At 61.2% G+C, this 16,022-nt stretch carries 13 protein-coding genes; 4 read left to right on the forward strand and 9 right to left on the reverse strand.

Features of this window, described 5'->3' with window-relative positions:
- Positions 1–226: 226 nt before the first annotated feature.
- Complete coding sequence (locus ACW5W7_RS07235) at positions 227–1,690, reverse strand: NAD-dependent succinate-semialdehyde dehydrogenase (protein ID WP_456501263.1); 1,464 nt, start codon at positions 1,688–1,690, stop codon at positions 227–229.
- A 302-nt stretch (positions 1,691–1,992) separates the two neighbouring features.
- Between ACW5W7_RS07235 and puuR the strand changes: the two genes are divergently transcribed.
- Both puuR and ACW5W7_RS07245 read left to right on the forward strand, forming a co-directional pair.
- Entirely contained in the window at positions 1,993–2,640 is a 648-nt protein-coding gene (puuR, locus tag ACW5W7_RS07240; RefSeq protein ID WP_456501264.1) for an HTH-type transcriptional regulator PuuR, read from the forward strand.
- Between the two features lie 49 nt (positions 2,641–2,689).
- A complete protein-coding gene (locus tag ACW5W7_RS07245) occupies positions 2,690–3,967 on the forward strand; it encodes an NAD(P)/FAD-dependent oxidoreductase (protein ID WP_456501265.1) in 1,278 nt (425 codons plus the stop codon).
- A 323-nt stretch (positions 3,968–4,290) separates the two neighbouring features.
- Here ACW5W7_RS07245 and ACW5W7_RS07250 read toward each other — a convergent pair whose 3' ends face one another.
- From ACW5W7_RS07250 to ACW5W7_RS07270, 5 genes are all read right to left on the reverse strand, one after another.
- A complete protein-coding gene (locus tag ACW5W7_RS07250) occupies positions 4,291–5,505 on the reverse strand; it encodes a transporter (protein ID WP_456501266.1) in 1,215 nt (404 codons plus the stop codon).
- Between the two features lie 59 nt (positions 5,506–5,564).
- Positions 5,565–6,224: a hypothetical protein gene (locus ACW5W7_RS07255; RefSeq protein WP_456501267.1), complete on the reverse strand. Its 660-nt coding sequence runs from the start codon at positions 6,222–6,224 to the stop codon at positions 5,565–5,567.
- A 7-nt stretch (positions 6,225–6,231) separates the two neighbouring features.
- Entirely contained in the window at positions 6,232–6,909 is a 678-nt protein-coding gene (locus ACW5W7_RS07260; protein ID WP_456501268.1) for a C39 family peptidase, read from the reverse strand.
- Positions 6,910–6,964: 55 nt separating this feature from the next.
- Positions 6,965–7,948, reverse strand: a complete 984-nt coding sequence (locus tag ACW5W7_RS07265; protein ID WP_456501269.1) for a hypothetical protein — start codon at positions 7,946–7,948, stop codon at positions 6,965–6,967.
- 192 nt (positions 7,949–8,140) lie between these two features.
- On the reverse strand, positions 8,141–8,722 hold the full coding sequence (locus ACW5W7_RS07270) for a hypothetical protein (RefSeq protein ID WP_456501270.1): 582 nt from the start codon (positions 8,720–8,722) through the stop codon (positions 8,141–8,143).
- Between the two features lie 367 nt (positions 8,723–9,089).
- On the opposite strand from ACW5W7_RS07270, the gene ACW5W7_RS07275 reads away from it, so the two are divergent.
- Positions 9,090–10,391 carry a sigma 54-interacting transcriptional regulator gene (locus ACW5W7_RS07275; RefSeq protein WP_456501271.1) on the forward strand — a complete coding sequence of 434 codons (1,302 nt, stop codon included), beginning with the start codon at positions 9,090–9,092 and terminating at the stop codon, positions 10,389–10,391.
- Positions 10,392–10,496: 105 nt separating this feature from the next.
- Here the strand turns inward: ACW5W7_RS07275 and ybaL are convergent, their stop codons facing one another.
- Together ybaL and ggt are read right to left on the reverse strand one after the other, a co-directional pair.
- A complete protein-coding gene (gene ybaL, locus ACW5W7_RS07280) occupies positions 10,497–12,122 on the reverse strand; it encodes a YbaL family putative K(+) efflux transporter (protein WP_456501272.1) in 1,626 nt (541 codons plus the stop codon).
- 360 nt (positions 12,123–12,482) lie between these two features.
- A complete protein-coding gene (ggt, locus tag ACW5W7_RS07285; RefSeq protein WP_456501308.1) occupies positions 12,483–14,264 on the reverse strand; it encodes a gamma-glutamyltransferase in 1,782 nt (593 codons plus the stop codon).
- A 132-nt stretch (positions 14,265–14,396) separates the two neighbouring features.
- Between ggt and ACW5W7_RS07290 the strand changes: the two genes are divergently transcribed.
- The gene (locus ACW5W7_RS07290; protein WP_456501273.1) at positions 14,397–14,993 is read left to right on the forward strand and encodes a GDSL-type esterase/lipase family protein; all 597 of its coding nucleotides are present in this window, start codon (positions 14,397–14,399) and stop codon (positions 14,991–14,993) included.
- An 80-nt stretch (positions 14,994–15,073) separates the two neighbouring features.
- Here ACW5W7_RS07290 and rdgC read toward each other — a convergent pair whose 3' ends face one another.
- Complete coding sequence (gene rdgC / locus ACW5W7_RS07295; RefSeq protein WP_456501274.1) at positions 15,074–15,985, reverse strand: recombination-associated protein RdgC; 912 nt, start codon at positions 15,983–15,985, stop codon at positions 15,074–15,076.
- Positions 15,986–16,022: the final 37 nt, after the last annotated feature.

Below are 16,022 nucleotides of genomic sequence, written 5' to 3' on the forward strand. Positions count from 1 at the left end.
CTCCCTGAGGGGCCTTGCCCCGGATCTTCCTGTGCCGTCTGGCGATCAATCAAATCGCGCACTGCCAACGGGCAGGGCGACATGTCTGGTGTGGGGGCTGGCTGCGCCCTGACGAGCCTGTCTGGCTCACGGAGACGGTGGCCATCTCCCCCTTTTTCTATCTATAAAAGCGATGGATTGGTGCCTAAGGCATCTTTTCTATAGATGCCTTTGCCCCGCACCGGCCTCAGCGAATGCCGCCAAAGCAGAGATATTTGGTCTCGAGGTACTCCTCCAGCCCCTCAGCGGCCCCTTCCCGGCCGAGCCCCGACTCCTTGATCCCGCCAAAGGGGGCCAGCTCGGTGGAGATGATCCCCTCGTTGATGCCCACCATGCCGTACTCCAGCTGCTCGGCTACCCGCCATACCCGGGCGATGTCCCGGCCATAGAAGTAGGCGGCCAGCCCGTAGGGGGTGTCGTTGGCCAGCGCGATGGCCTCGGCCTCGGTCTCGAAGCGCACCAGGGGGGCCACGGGCCCGAAGATCTCCTCATCCAGAATGGGGTTGCCCTTGGTCACCTCGGTCAGGATGGTGGGACTGTAGAAGAGCGGGCCGGCGCCGTGGGGTTCGCCACCGACCAGCACCTTGGCGCCGGCGGCCTCGGCCTGCTTGACCAGGCTGGCCACCTTGTCGGCGGCGACCGGGTTGATGAGGGGGCCGATCTGCACGCCCTCGCCCAGACCATCCCCCACCTTGAAGGCCCGCACGGCGGCGGCCAATTTGTCGGCGAAGGCATCATAGACGCTGGCTTGCACCAGGATGCGGTTGGCGCAGACGCAGGTCTGGCCCGCGTTGCGGTACTTGGAGGCCAGCGCCCCGGTGACGGCGGCGTCGAGATCCGCATCGTCAAACACGATGAAGGGGGCGTTGCCACCGAGTTCCAGGGAGAGGCGCTTCATGGTGTCGGCACACTGGCGCATCAGCAGCTTGCCGATGCGGGTGGAACCGGTGAAGGAGAGCTTGCGTACCCTGGGATTGCTGCACAACTCGTTGCCCACCGCCGAGGCCTGATGGGAGGTGACGATGTTGATGACCCCGGCCGGGATCCCTGCCGCTTCTGCCAGTGCCGCCAGGGCCAGGGCGCAGAGCGGGGTCTCGGCGGCGGGTTTGATGACGATGGTACAACCGGCCGCGAGCGCCGGGCCCGCCTTGCGGGTGATCATGGCGATGGGGAAGTTCCAGGGGGTGATGGCGGCGACCACGCCCACCGGTTGCTTGATGGTGGCCAGGCGTCTGTCCCCGGAGAAACCGGGGATGGTGCGGCCATAGGCGCGCTTGCCCTCTTCCGCGAACCACTGGATGAAGCTGGCGCCGTAGGCGACCTCGCCCTTGGCCTCGACCAGCGGTTTGCCCTGCTCGGCGGTCATGAGGCGGGCGAGCTCGTCCTGATTGGCCATGATGAGCTCGAACCAGGCATATAGCCTGGCACTGCGTTCCTTGGCGGTGAGGGCCGCCCAGGGGGCCTGCGCCTGGTGCGCCGCCTCGATGGCACGACGGGTATCCGCTTCGTTCATGTCCGGCACCCGGGTGATGAGCTGACCGTTGGCCGGGTTCAGCACCTCGAACTGGCGACCATCTTGGGCCTCGCACCAGCGGCCATCTATATAGGCAAGAGACTTGAGCAAGGGCTGAACGGGTTGTGATGCTGACATAAGAAGCCTCGATTGTGGGTTCAGGTGGCCGACTCGTCCCAGGTGCCACCGTATAGAATAATAAGCGCACAACGACCATAAATTGAGCCGAAATGTTTTTCAAGTGTTAAATATATTTGAGTAAATCGGACGTGGCATGCTAGAAATGGAGCTGTCAGGACGATTCTACCGGTTTTTATCGAAACGGCTGTGCAAAATAATGAACAGTTTGGCCTGTGAAGGATAACGAACACCGGGACGGAGTTGGTCCACTATTTTAACCAGATAACAGCGCACTCGATCGGCACACAGGGAGGTGGGCGATGCAGCAGTCACACGGAGAGGCCAGATGGCAGGCCATGACGGACAATCCCCTTGCCCCGCAAGACGCAGAAACTGGGCACGACAAGCGGGTCGAGGAAAGAGGGGAGCCGAGCATGGGAGAGCGGCTCGCTGCCACCCGTCGCCGGCTCGGGCTTTCCCAGCGGCGGGCCGCTGAGCTGAGCGGCCTGACCCACGGCGCCATCTGCATGATAGAGCAGAACAAGGTGAGCCCCTCGGTGGCCTCCCTGCAAAAGCTGCTGAGTGTCTATGAGCTGCCCCTGTCGCGCTTTTTCGCCGAAGAGGAAGGACGCAGCCCGAGCGTGGTGATCAAGCCTGATCAGCTCATCGAGCTGGGCAGTCAGGGGGTTTCCATGAGGCTGGTGCACAACGGCAACAACCGGCGCCAACTCGGTTTCATGCTGGAGACCTATGCCCCGGGTACGGACACCGGGGGTCAGGTCAAGCATCTGGGGGAGGAGGTGGGAACCGTGCTGGAAGGGTCGGTGGTTCTGACCCTGGGCGGGCAGAGCTACAGCCTCAGCGCCGGAGACAGCTACGTCATCGACACCGGCGAGCCCCACAGTTTCAGCAACCCGTCCGGGGAGACCTGCCGCATCGTCAGCGCCCATACCCCGGCCAGTTTTTAATGTTTTGATACCTCTGATTTGGAAAAGAACCGGTAAGGAAGCAAGGATCATGACCGAACATGTAAACAGTTACTACGCCGCCAGTGCCAATCAACATGCCCTCTATCCGACCCTGACCGAGCAGCTCGAGTGCGATGTCTGCATCATAGGCGCGGGTTACACCGGCCTCTCCAGTGCGTTGCACCTGGTGGAGAAAGGCTATTCGGTGGTGGTGCTGGAGGCGGCCCGTGTCGGTTTTGGCGCCAGCGGTCGCAACGGCGGCCAGATAGTCAACTCCTACAGCCGTGACATCGACACCATAGAAGCGAATTGCCCGCCGGATCAGGCGAAGCTGCTCGGCTCCATGCTGTTTGAGGGGGGTGACATCATCCGCGAGCGGATCAAACGCTACAACATCCAGTGCGATCTGCAGCAGGGGGGCGTCTTCGTCGCCGAGAGCGAGAAGCAGCTTCATGAGCTCAAGGCCCAGCACGATCGCTGGCAGCGGTGGGGCAACGAGGAGCTGACGCTGCTCGATGCAGAGGGGGTGCGCGAGGTGGTGGCGAGCGATCGCTACGTCGGTGGCCTGCTCGACAAGCGGGGCGGCCATATCCACCCCCTCAATCTGGCGCTGGGGGAGGCGGAAGCCATCCGCATCCAGGGGGGCAAGATTTTCGAGCAATCCGCCGTGACGGCCATTACCCCGGGCCAGCCCGCTCTGGTGAAGACCGCCAAGGGGGCGGTGAAGGCACGCTTCGTGGTGGTGGCGGGCAATGCCTACCTCGGCAACCTGGTGCCCGAGCTGGCGGGCAAGAGCATGCCCTGCGGCACCCAGGTGATCGCCACCGAGGTGCTGGGGGAGGAACGGGCCCGCGCCCTGCTGCCACAAAACTACTGCCTGGAGGATTGCAACTACCTGCTCGACTACTATCGCACCACCGGTGATCACCGCCTGCTGTACGGCGGCGGCGTGGTCTACGGGGCGCGGGATCCGGCGGACATCGAGCGGCTGATCATCCCCAAGATGCTCAAGACCTTCCCTCAGCTCGCTGACGTCAAGGTGGAGTACACCTGGACCGGCAACTTCCTGCTGACCCTGTCACGCCTGCCCCAGTTCGGCCGTATCGGCCACAACATCTACTACATGCAGGGTTACAGCGGCCACGGTGTGACCTGTACCCATCTGGCAGGCAAGTTGCTATCCGAGGTGTTGAGCGGTCAGGCGGAGCGGTTCGATGCCTTTGCCAAGCTCCCTCACTACCCCTTCCCGGGAGGGCGCCTGTTCCGCATCCCCTTCACCGCCGCCGGTGCCGCCTGGTATACCCTGCGGGATCGCTTGGGGGTCTAAGTCAGAAAGGAATATATGGTTGCCGATATCGAGTGCTGGGCTTTATGACCGATGGCCCTGTGACGGCTGGTGCCGATAGCAGAGTGGGCAAGTCCCCTTTTTACAGGCCGCTGACCCTGAATGGGCAGGTGCGGGGCCGCGTCAGCTGGCTTGCTTAAGAGGTGGAGAGACCTTGCCGGCAGACCGACATTTAGATAGACAGAGGGAGGCGCTATGCCTCCCTCTTTATTGGATCCAAATCTCCCGCTTGTTGAGCATCAATGGCCGATGTCGGCTCGCTCAGCCACATCGGCAGCGGAAGAGATACCGACTGCGATATTCCATCAGAAGCGATAAGGGAAGCGGAGCCCTATGCTGTAGTCCGGTGCGTCCGTGGTGAGGCCGGCAGACCAGTTCACCGCCATGGAGAGGTTGTCGGTGATGGCCCAGGTCGAACCCATGCCGAAGCTGGCGGCGTTGGCATCCGTACCGGTGACCTTCTCCATGTCAAAGCCTTCCGCCCCTTGTTCGGATTCTAGGGTGATGCGCTGGTTGATGTTGAAAGAGAGGCTGAAGCGCTCGTTCAGGGCAAACGCGACCCCGAGCCCGTATTCATACCAGTCGCCGAGCTGGATGCTGCCGGGCTGATTCCCCGGTTGGTAAGAGACGTCGTCGAAGTCCTGCTTGAGGCTATGGCCATAGTTGAGGTTGGCAAACAGGATGGCGGGATCCAGGGTCTTGACCAGGGAGAAGCCAGTGGACAACTGCCAGAGCCCGTTGCCGGTGGCGAGCTCCTTGGGAACCATCAGGTTGCCGGATTCTGACGATTCTATCTCTATGCCGTAGGGATCCTTGCCGGTGGGGGCCTTGGCGCGCAGGTTCCACACCAGATCCGGCCAGCTTTCATCCTCGGCGAGGACACGGTAGTAGATGGCCATGCTGATGTCACCGAGCCCGCCATCGCTGACGCTCTGCTCTTCAAAGTCCCGGCTGGAGTTCTCCTTGCCGGTGCTCTGATAGTTGGTGTTGCGATACAGATAGGGGACGGCCAACTCCGCCTGCCAGCGGTCGTTGAAGGTGTAGCGGGCCACCATGTCCGCCGTCCACTGATCGGATCTCACCCTGTCCAGATTGATCTCCCCGAGGAAGATGGCATCCAGCGCCAGGAAGCCGCGCAGGGCGAGATCCTTGCGATTGTAGTGTTGGTAAGAGAGGCCGAAGTCCAGGGTCAAAGCCCGGTCGAAGACGTTGTGCTGCTCCAGCATCAGGTCTTCGGTACTGCGCCCTGCCTCGGGAGTACGGCGGGTGGTCGTTTCTTGCTGGGAGCTGGCTGCGGCAGCAGTGGCACCGGCGGCTGCCCCTGTGGCCGCGGCTGTGGTACTTGCCCCGGCGGCCTTGACGGCTTCCAGCCGGGCCTGTAACTGATGGAGAGCCTGATTCTGCTGGATCAGTTGCTGACGCAGTTGATCCAGCTGTTGTTGTAGGGCCTCTTCCTCTGCGGTCGCCCCCCAGCAGGTGAGCGGGGTCAGCGCAAGCAACAGCACGGTAGACTGTTTCATCGAGTCACATCCTTGTTGTTTATTGTCCCTCTACTGCGCACTCCACTGGGAGATCCGATTCAATGAGAGAACCAGATCCTGGTCTGATTCAGGGTCTGGAAGCCATCCCCCCTGACCCGGTTGAGTTGCAGCAAACCTCGGCTGAAGTCCGCTCCCCTCAGACTCTGTTCCAATTGGACGCGTCCATCGGACGAGTTTAGCTGCAGCCCTGCATAATTGCCGGAAACCCGATAACTGGCGGTTCCCAGGTCTCCCTGACTCTCATAATTGCCGGCTGTCACGGTTTGTCCCGTTATTGCCGGTGCCGTCAGTGCAATGCCCGCCTGATTGACCGAGCTGTTGCCGGTCCCCTCAAGCTGCATGACCTGCACCAGCCCGGATCCCTGAATGGGGGCGCTCTCGGGTGTGCTGGCCGTTGTTTTGACGTTATCCTCGATCCGGATGTCGAGCTTGGGCTGGCTCAGCGCCACGCTCAGCGCCAGGTTCATGGCTGCCGTTTGCTGGGCCTGGGCCGTTGTCAGGGTTGAAATGAATTCGATGCCAAAATAGCTGATCCCGCGGGAGCTGACGTAGCGACCCCGCATGTTGGCCAGCTCGCCGTCAGCCATCTCGGGCGCAAATTGATCTGACAGCAGTGCCAGGGGATCCGAGGCGGCCAAGAGTGGACAGGCAACACCACCTAGGCTGCAGATGAGGCAGAGAGCGGGTCGGGTGTTCATGATGACCTCACATTAACTCTTTGGACTGGAAGCCGAATTCCAGCAAGGATGTTTCATTGACGGGGGCAAAGAGTCCATCTTTGCCTCTGACGGATAGCGGTGGGGCGGGGTTGGCCAATGGGGTATCCGCCCGGTAACCGGAGCCGATAACGGCCAGCAGGATCCCGTTCCAGTTATCCTTGAACTCTTTGAACGTGATGACACGATTGCCCAAGGCAGGGTCTGCCAGATAGACGCGGTCGTGTCGGTCTATGGCTCTCAGCACGGCGAAGTGCTGGTAGCCGCGAATATTGAGCAGCACTATGGTGGGCACCCTCACTTGGCGTAGTTTCTCATCACTCAGGCGGTAACCCCGGGCGCGCATGCCGAGCATCTGTACGTACTGCTTCATGTCGAGCATGGAAAAGCCGTAGCGTTTGACCAGATCCGGGTTGGCCATGGCCATCATGCCATCCATGACCCAGCGCTCATTGGTCACCTGGCCGTAGGCATAGCGTAATATGGTGGCGACGGCGGCGGCCCCGCAGCTGAAGTCCGTATGCTGACGTTCGATATTGGCGTATTTTCGCTCCAGAAGGCTCTGTACCGGCTTGTTGAGATCCCCCAATCCCGAGAGATGTTCCCCCATGGGCAGAGTGGCACTCCAAGTCATCGGGCAGAACAACAACAGCAGTAGCCAGCGCATCTGTGTCTCCTTGTCCCAGGAAAAAAGGGGGCCTGAAAACAGGCCCCCGACTGGATTATTTGGCGAATCCAGCAGCCAGCGAGAGGTTGTTGGCTTGCAGGTTGTTGCTACCCGAAGCCACGTTCACCCCGATATTACCGACGGCACCGTTGAAGGAGCCGCCATCGATGGTGGCGTGATTGAAGGTCTCACGACTGGTGTAGGTGTTGACCACAGGGATATAGCCGGTGGCATAACCACTGAGCTTGATATCCCCCTCTTCCTTGAACTCGAACTTGCCGTCGTTTTTACCTTCATTGTCGTAGTCAATATGACCCCACATATCGCCACCATTCGGGTGGTCTCCGTCTTTCCAGATTTCCGGATAGACGTTGTTGGACTGCTTGCTGGTCCCCTCGTACTCGCCATTGGCCTTGAGCTTGAGGAAGATGGGGTTGTAGTCGACCGTCTTGGTGGCACTCAGGCTCTTGTTCTCGGTCATGTTATGGGAGACGCTCTGGCTGTTGGCCACGGTCGCGACCGCCATGTTGCCGGTGGATACGGAAGCCGCCATGTTGTTGGCCTGCACGTTACCCGAGCCGGACACCACGTTGGCCCCTATGTTGCCCGCAGCATCTTCGAAGGCCCCATCACCCACGCTGGCCTTGTTCTGATGGCCCTGATTGCTGGTCATGTTGTGGCTGGCGCTCTGATCGGAGAAGATCTCTGCATCCGAGGAACCACCCGGGGTGCCTTGTTGTTGGCCCCGTCCCATGACAAATTCGGCATCGACTTCGTCATAGGCGGCCAAGGCCCCGCTGTTGCCCTGGACGTTGGAGTCCCCGGCCGCGACGTTGGCGCCGACGTTACCGGATGCACCCTGGAACGAGCCATCGATCTTGCTCGTGTTATCGGTTCTGGTATTGGAAGTGCCGATCATGGAAGTGGATTGCTGGTTGTCCACCACCGCCATGCCGAGCTTGTTGACATTGATGTAGCCGCCGACCCTCACGTCGCCTTCATACTCTACATCGACCTCTGCCTTGACCTTCTTGGTCAAGGTTGCCCCTGTCTCATCCCTGTCACCGCGATAATCGGCGGATGCGGTGCCCGACATTGCCATGACGACCGCGGCGGCTAATGAGCTATAAATAAGTCCACGCATAATGAGTCTCTCCATTGAGCTTTCTGTGGAAGCCTTGTCCATCGACTTAACAGATGCCTCCAGACTTGGCTTCCGATCCCTGCGGCATCATGGTGATGCCGTTACTGCGCCTGCCAGAGGCAGGGAGACCAGGTTGACGGCCTGGTTTCCTTGCCCCGTGACCTGGTTCACCTGGATGACCCCTTTGCTGCCCGTCAGGGCGGAGTCATCCATATAGATGCTGGTCGTCGTGGTCGCGGGTACTTTGCCCGACGGTGTCTTTGCGATGCTGGTACTGAGATTGATATCTGTCACCACCCTCATGCCGCTGCTGTCATCCAGTGACAAGGCGAAGGCATTGAGTTGCTGATTGGCCTCACCCGCCCCCTGATTGATGCCCACCAGCCCCTGATTGTTGCTAAGCGCGGACCCCAGAATGGCGGCACTCTGGTTGCCTCTGAGATTGGTAGCAGATTGACTTTGTTGGCTGAACTGAATGACGGCGGGGCCGGAGACGGCGATGGCGGCAAGGTTGCCTTGCTGGTTGTTATTACCGGCAACCATATTGACGCCCATGGTGCCCCGGATATTGCTGAGTGCCTGTGAGCCCAAATCCACGCGATTCTCGGCTCTGGGCTGACTCGTAAATATCGAAAGGGAACAAATTGCCAGTGCAATAGATATCTTCATGCTCTTTCTCCATTTGCCACTTGGGCAAATCAGAGAGAGCAATGGATGTGCCAACGCATAATTATTTGATTTTTATTGTATTTTTAATTGACTCTGTTGTTAGCAAGTCTCAGCGTTGAGACCAATTTTTATGTCTATTACTAACCTGTTGTTTATCAAAAAATTTATTCTTTCTCAGTCATAAAATGACGTTCTCATCATTGTGGTGTCATTAGTCTATAAATGGGATGAGTTATAGTTAACATCGTCTGGCGGCTGATTGGCGCCATTTGATAACTTAAAATTTATCCGAGTAATGAATAGAGTGAGCCTTGACACGCCATGGCTTGGCTCTCTCGTTTTTAAGGTACTTCGTGGAGGTTTTCATATGACCGAAACGGCATTATTACTCATCAATTCATGTGCCGTGCTGGAAAGCCTGCTGGTGGAAGGGGAGTGGCGAATAGAGCAGGCGAATTCCTTGGAGGTGGCAGAACGAAAACTGAAGGAACAGGACTATCCGCTGGTGCTGGTGGCGATAGAACCGGATCAGCACGAGGCGCTGCACAGCCTGATTGCCGATCATGCCAGCAGCCTGTGGATTGGCTTGATCCATCGGGACTGCCTGGCGAGCGAGCCGCTGCGCAATCTGCTCGCCGCCTGCTTCCATGACTTTCACACCTTCCCCCTCGAACCGGACAGGCTCGCCCACAGTCTGGGGCATGCGTTGGGAATGGCGCAGCTTATCCGGCGTCATCGGCCCAAGTTGCCGGCACAGTTGCGCTTCATTCAAGGGGAGAGCTCCCCCATCCGGGAGCTACGGGATCAGATCATGCGTTTGCAGCATTGTCGCCTGCCGGTGCTGGTGACGGGGCCGAGCGGTACCGGCAAGGAGCTGGTCGCCAGGGAGCTGCACTACAGCACCTTCGGGGAGGAGAGTCCCTTCGTCGCCGTCAATTGTGGCGCCATGTCCCATCAGCTGATCCAGTCCGAGTTGTTTGGCCATGTGAAGGGGGCCTTCACCGGCGCCCAGAGCCGCAAGATAGGTAAAATAGAGGCGGCCGACGGCGGCACGCTGTTTCTGGACGAGATAGGTGAGTTGCCGCTGGAGGATCAGGCCACCCTGCTGCGCTTCTTGCAGGAGCAGAGCATAGAGGCGGTGGGCAGCCACCTGTCTCGCAATGTCGATGTCAGGGTCATTGCCGCCACCAATATCGATGTGGAGCAGGCGGTCGCCAATGGCGGCTTTCGCATGGATCTCTACTACCGGCTCAACGTGGTGAGGTTGCGCACCCCCGCCCTGCGCGAGCGAACCGAAGACATCCAGCTGCTGGCTGATGACATTCTGGCCGAGGTGCGCGGTGGGCGGGTGTTGAGTTTCACCCACAAGGCGCGCCAGGCCATGCAGTCCTACGGTTGGCCGGGCAATGTGAGGGAGCTGCGCAACCGGGTGCAGCGGGCAGCCGTCATGTGCTCCGGCCCCTATATCGAGGCCCACGACATGGAGCTGACCAATATGGACTCCCTGCTGCTGGATGGTTCCCTCAAGGCGGTGCGGGAGGCGGCAGAGCGCCAGGCCCTGCAGCAGACCCTGGCTCGTTTCCCGGATCAACTGGAAGAGGTCGCCCGTCAGCTCGATATCTCCCGTGCGACCCTCTATCGGCTGCTGGACAAACACGATCTGCTGTAACTCCTTGGAGGGTGTGCCTGCCACCATATGAATCGCCCGGGTTATTGACCCGGGCGATTGTATTCATGGTTCATGTCATGCTGACATGGCCTGCATAGAGAAGGATCAGGCCGGCTGAGTCGCCAGTTGACAGAGGCGGCGTGCCGCCTCCTCTTCCTGCTGCACGACATGATGTACCCCGCGTACCCGCAGATGATGCACCTCTTCGGTTTGCTGGCCACAGGCGGCAATGCGCAGCAAGGCGCCCTGTTCCCGCGCCGCCGCAGCAATTTCACCTGCCAGCAGGCTGTCTTCCAGGGTGATGAGCAACCAGCTGGCATTGGGCAGGGCCACCGACAACAGATCCTGCTGGATAGGATGGCCGGTGAGGCAGGTGATCCCCTGTGCACGCCAGGGCTCCAGCAGTCGCTCTTCCGTGTCGATCACCACAATCTCCCGCCCTTGCTCGTGCAACTGCCGAATGAGATGGCTGCCGATGGCCTCGGCCCCCACCACCACGACATGTCCCTGCAGGGCGCACTGGGGAGGAACCTCGTGTGGCTCCGGGCTGCGCTTCAGCCAGCGCTCGGCCTGGTTGAATACCAGGGGGTTGAACATGATGGAGAAGCAGGCCCCGACCAGTACCAGATCACGGGCGACATCCGGCACCAGTTCCAGCATGACCCCGAGCCCCATCAGGATGAAGGAGAACTCCCCCACCTGGGCCAGGCTGGCGGAGATGGTCAGCGCCGTGCGCTGGCTGTGGCCGAACAGCCGCACGATGGCGAAGGCGGCCACCGACTTGCCGAAGACGATGACGAAGATGGTCGCCAACACTGCCAAGGGCTCGCGCAGCAAGATGGTGGGATCGAACAGCATGCCCACGGAGACGAAGAAAAGCACGGCGAAGGCATCCTGCAATGGCAGGGTATCGTTGGCGGCCTTGTGGCTGAGGTGGGAGCTGTTCATCACAACTCCGGCGAAGAAGGCGCCGAGGGCGAAGGAGACCCCGAACAGCTTTACCGCACCGAAGGCAATGCCAAGGGAGCAGGAGAGCACGGCCAGGGTGAACAGCTCGCGGGAGCCGGTGGCGGCGGTGCGGGCCAGCAGCCAGGGGATGAGGCGTCGACCGCCGATGGCCATCAGTGCGATGAAGGCGGCCACCTTGGCCAGGGTAAAACCGATATCCCGCAGCACATGACCCAGGGTCAGGCTCTCGTCCCCCTGTTGCAGGTTGGCGAGGATGGGGAGCAGCACCAGTGCCAGCACCATCACCAGATCCTCGACGATGAGCCAGCCAATGGCGATGCGCCCCTCGTTGGTATCGACCTGGCCCCGGCTCTCCAGGGCCCGCAGCAACACTACCGTGCTGGCGGTGGAGAGAGCCAGGCCGAACACTACCCCGGCGGTGATGCTCCAGCCGAGCAACTGGGAGAGGCCGAGACCGAGCAGGGTCGCGAGCGTTATCTGGACGATGGCACCCGGGATGGCGATGTGTTTGACGGAGAGCAGATCTTTCACGGAAAAGTGCAGGCCGACCCCGAACATCAGCAAGATGACCCCGATCTCGGCGAGCTCGGGGGCGAGCTGCAGATCGGCGACATAACCCGGGGTGAACGGGCCGCATATGACCCCGGCGGCAAGATAGCCCACCATGGGGGAAATGCGCAGGCGGCTTGCCAGCATGCCGAAGATATAGGCCAGCACCAGGCCGCCAACCAGGGTCGTGATAAGGGGGAGTGAGTGGTCCATGTCGTCACCTCGCTAATGGCAGTCAGGGGCTACCAGATCGCTTGGTGGCGAAGAGGGCAGCTGTCAATGAGCAGGGGGCGAAAGAGACAGTGTTGGCCGCAGCAAGCAGGAAGTTGGGGGACAACAGTGGCCGTTTCTATTGAAAAATAATGTATTTATCTGCCTGGAACAACACTTATCCAAGTTTGAGACGAAAATTGAGATAACAGGTGCATAAACATAATTATTGTGGAGAAAAAGGGTGTCTTTTCTTCTTCCCGTGGCAGATTTAATCAATCGGTGATGAGTTGCCGTGTTGAATAGAAAGGCGGCCCCAGGCCGCCTTCGTCGTGATGGAAAGACCACGTTATGTGCGAGTCGTTATTCGCCCCTGGCGACCCCTTCGCGCCGGGGATCGGCGGCGCCAAACCAGCCGCTGGCGTTGCGCTCCACCCCCTGCAGTCCCGAGGTCTGCTCGTTGAGCACCACCTCGTGCCCTCTGGCCTTGAGCCCCTCGATGACGGTGGTGGGGGTTCGCCCCTGCTCTAGCTCGGTGGGGCCGTTGCGGCTGCCAAAGTTCGGCAAGTCGATGGCTTGCTGCAGATTGAGTCCCCAGTCCTGGGTGCCCAGCAGCGCCTTGCCCACGTAGTTGATGATGGCGGAGCCTCCCGGTGAGCCGAGGCTCATCTCAAGCTCCCCATTTTGCTTGTCAAACACCAGCAGGGGGGACATGGAGGAGCGGGGGCGCTTGCCGGGCTCGACCCGGTTCGCCACCGGCAGGCCGGCCGCATCCACCGAGGTGAAGGAGAAGTCGGTGAGCTGGTTGTTAAGGAGGTAACCGTTCACCATCAACCTGGCACCGAAGCCATCCTCGATGGAGCTGGTCATGGAGATGGCCATCCCCGCCTTGTCGACGATGGAGACATGGCTGGTGGAGGGGAGTTCCGGGGTGGCATCCCGGCCACGGGCGAGTGCCTGGGGCGGATTGCCGGCTTTGGCCACGCCCATGGAGCGCGCCCCGATGAGGCTGCCCCGCTCGGCGAGATAGCCTTTGTCCAGCATGCCCGCTACCGGTACGGAGACGACGTCGCCGTCGGCCACATACTGATTGCGGTCGGCAAAGGCGAGTCGCGCCGCCTCGCTGTAGAGGTGGATGGCCTCGGCGGAGGCGGCAAGCTTGCCGTCAGGCCCGGTCACCGGCTTGAGGGCCGCCATGTCCCGGCTCTCCAGCATGCCGAAGATCTGGCCGAGGGCGATGGTGCCGGACGAGGGGGTGGGGAAGCCGCAGATCTCGCGCTGGCGATAATCAAAACAGAGGCCGTCCCGCAGTTTGGCGCTGTAACTGGCGAGGTCCGCCGCCGCCAGCACGCCGGGGTTGGTGGGGTGCTGACGCACCTTGGCCACCATGGCGTCGGCGAGCGGCCCCCGATAGAAGGCGTCGGCCCCCTCGTTGGCCAGGGTCTTCAGTACCTTGGCCAGGACCGGGTTGGTCAGCCTGGTGCCGGCGGGCTTGGGGGAACCATCCGGTTGATAGAAGTAGGCGCGGGCCTCGGGGTCGCGCGCGAGATAGGGATCCTTGGCAATCAGAGTGGCGAGACGCGGGCTGATGACAAACCCCTGCTCTGCGAGCGTGATGGCGGGTTCAAACAGGCTGGCCCAGGGCAGCTTGCCATAGCGATGATGGGCCATCGCCAGGGCGCGCACCGTACCCGGTACGCCGACGGAGCGCCCCCCCACCACACAGTCGTAGAAGGCCATGGGCTTGCCATCCTTCATGAACAGCTGATCCGTGGCCGCCGCCGGCGCCGTCTCCCGGCCATCCACCGCCATGACCTGTTGACCGTCCCACACCAGCAGCAAGGAGCCGCCCCCGATGCCGGAAGATTGCGGCTCCACCAGGGTCAGCACCAACTGCACCGCGATGGCGGCATCGACGGCGCTGCCACCGGCCTTGACGATCTGGTAGCCCGCATCCACCGCCAGCGGGTTGGCGGCGGCCACCATGAAGTCGTGGCCCTGCCAGCCGGGCTTGTCGGTCCAGCCGCTGGCCGCCTCGGGGGCGATCAGGGTCTGGGAGGGGGGCACATAGTGGAAGGCACTCTGGGGGGCGCAACCTGCGAGCAGGCCAAGGGCTACCAGCAGGCCGAGGGGCTTGAGGGACATGACACTCTCCTTGTCGGTTTCTTGTTCAACCATCGAAATCTGTCACAACTTGAACACTATTGAAAGATTGTCTTTCTGCTCATATGGTTACAAATCTATCAATGATTGAATGCCAGGTGCCAAGGGGGAAGAATGAGAAATGCCGTGATGGGTTTGCTCTGTCTGCTGCTGGCCGGGTGTGGCGAGTCCGAGTTCAGGCCTTTGGGCGCAGGAGAAACCATTCTGGCCTTCGGCGACAGCCTGACCGAGGGACGTGGAGTCAACCCGGCCCAGAGTTACCCCAGCGTGCTGGCGACACTGAGCGGTCACCCCGTCATCAACGCCGGTGTCTCGGGGGAGCTCAGTGAGACGGGCAGGGCCAGGTTGCCCGCCTTGCTGGCCCAGCACAGGCCGGCGCTGGTCATCCTGCTGGAGGGGGGCAACGACATCCTGCGTGGCAGCGGGGAGGGGGCCCTCAAGGCCAATCTCGCCGCCATGATAGAGATGGTACAAGGCAGCGGCGCCCAGTTGCTGCTGGTGGGGGTGCCTCGCAAGTCCCTGTTCGCCGATGGGGCGCCCCTCTACGGGGAGCTGGCGGATCAGTACCGGCTGGTGCTGGACAACGAGAGCATCGGTGAGTTGCTGCGCAGCCCGGCCCTCAAATCCGATGCGGTGCACTTCAACGAGCAGGGCTACCGAACCCTGGCGGAGCGGCTGCACGGGCTGTTGCAGGAGCGCGGAGCCCTCTAGTGCGGCGAAGCCGACGAGACATGAAAAAACCGCCAGCTGGCGGTTTTTTTACGCTAGATCCTGTCGTCAGGGCGGCGTTCTCAGATGGATTGCTCTTCCCCACCCAGGGCGGCGAACAGCGCCGGGATGAACTGGGCGAGCTCCGCGGTCACCAGGGCGAAGTCGGCATCCAGACGGGCGGCGGGATCCTCGCTGGTGACATCGTCATTCTGCTCACGCAGCTCTTCGCTGAACTTCAGCCGCTTGATGGAGAGATCGTCCCCCAGCACGAAGCTCAGGGTCTCGCCCCAGTTCAGGGCCAGCTTGGTCACCAGCTTGTCGTTGGCCAGGTGGTTCTTGATCTCGTCGCTCATCAGATCCTGCTGCTTGCAGCGGATGATGCCACCGTGTTCCATGGCGCTGCGCAGCTCGGCCTCGTCCTCCAGGGTGAAGCTGGCGGGCAGGTTGCCTTCGTTGAGCCACTCGGTCATGGTGATCTCGGGCGGATTCTTGAGGGCTACCGGCACCACCGGCAGGGTGCCGATGGATTTGCGCAGCAGCGCCAGCAGATCGTCCGCCTTCTTGGCGGAGCCCGCATCCACCACCATCAGGTTGTCGGCGGGGTTGAGCCAGGCGAAGGTCTGGCTGGTGCGGCTGAAGGCGCGGGGCAGCAGGGTATGCATGATCTCCTCCTTCAGCGCCTCCTTCTCCTTCTTCTTGAGGGCACGACCCTGTTCGAACTCGATGGCCTCAACCTTCTCCGCCAGCATCTCCTTGACCACGGTACCCGGCAGCATCTTCTCTTCCTTGCGAGCACAGATGAGCAGGTGGCCAGCGGCCGCGTGGGTCAGGGTGGAACCGAATTTGCCGAGGGGCTTGACCCAGCCGAAGCGAGAGATGTCCTGGCTGCCACAGGGGGTGAAGGCGCAGGCCTCAAGCTGGGTTTCCAGCTGCTCTGCGGTCAGCTCGAAGGGGCGGGTAAAGCGATAAATCTGCAGGTTTTTAAACCACATGGCGTCCTCGGTCTCATAGATTGTCCGGCCGGCATTG

The sequence above is a fragment of the Aeromonas intestinalis genome (assembly GCF_054052485.1).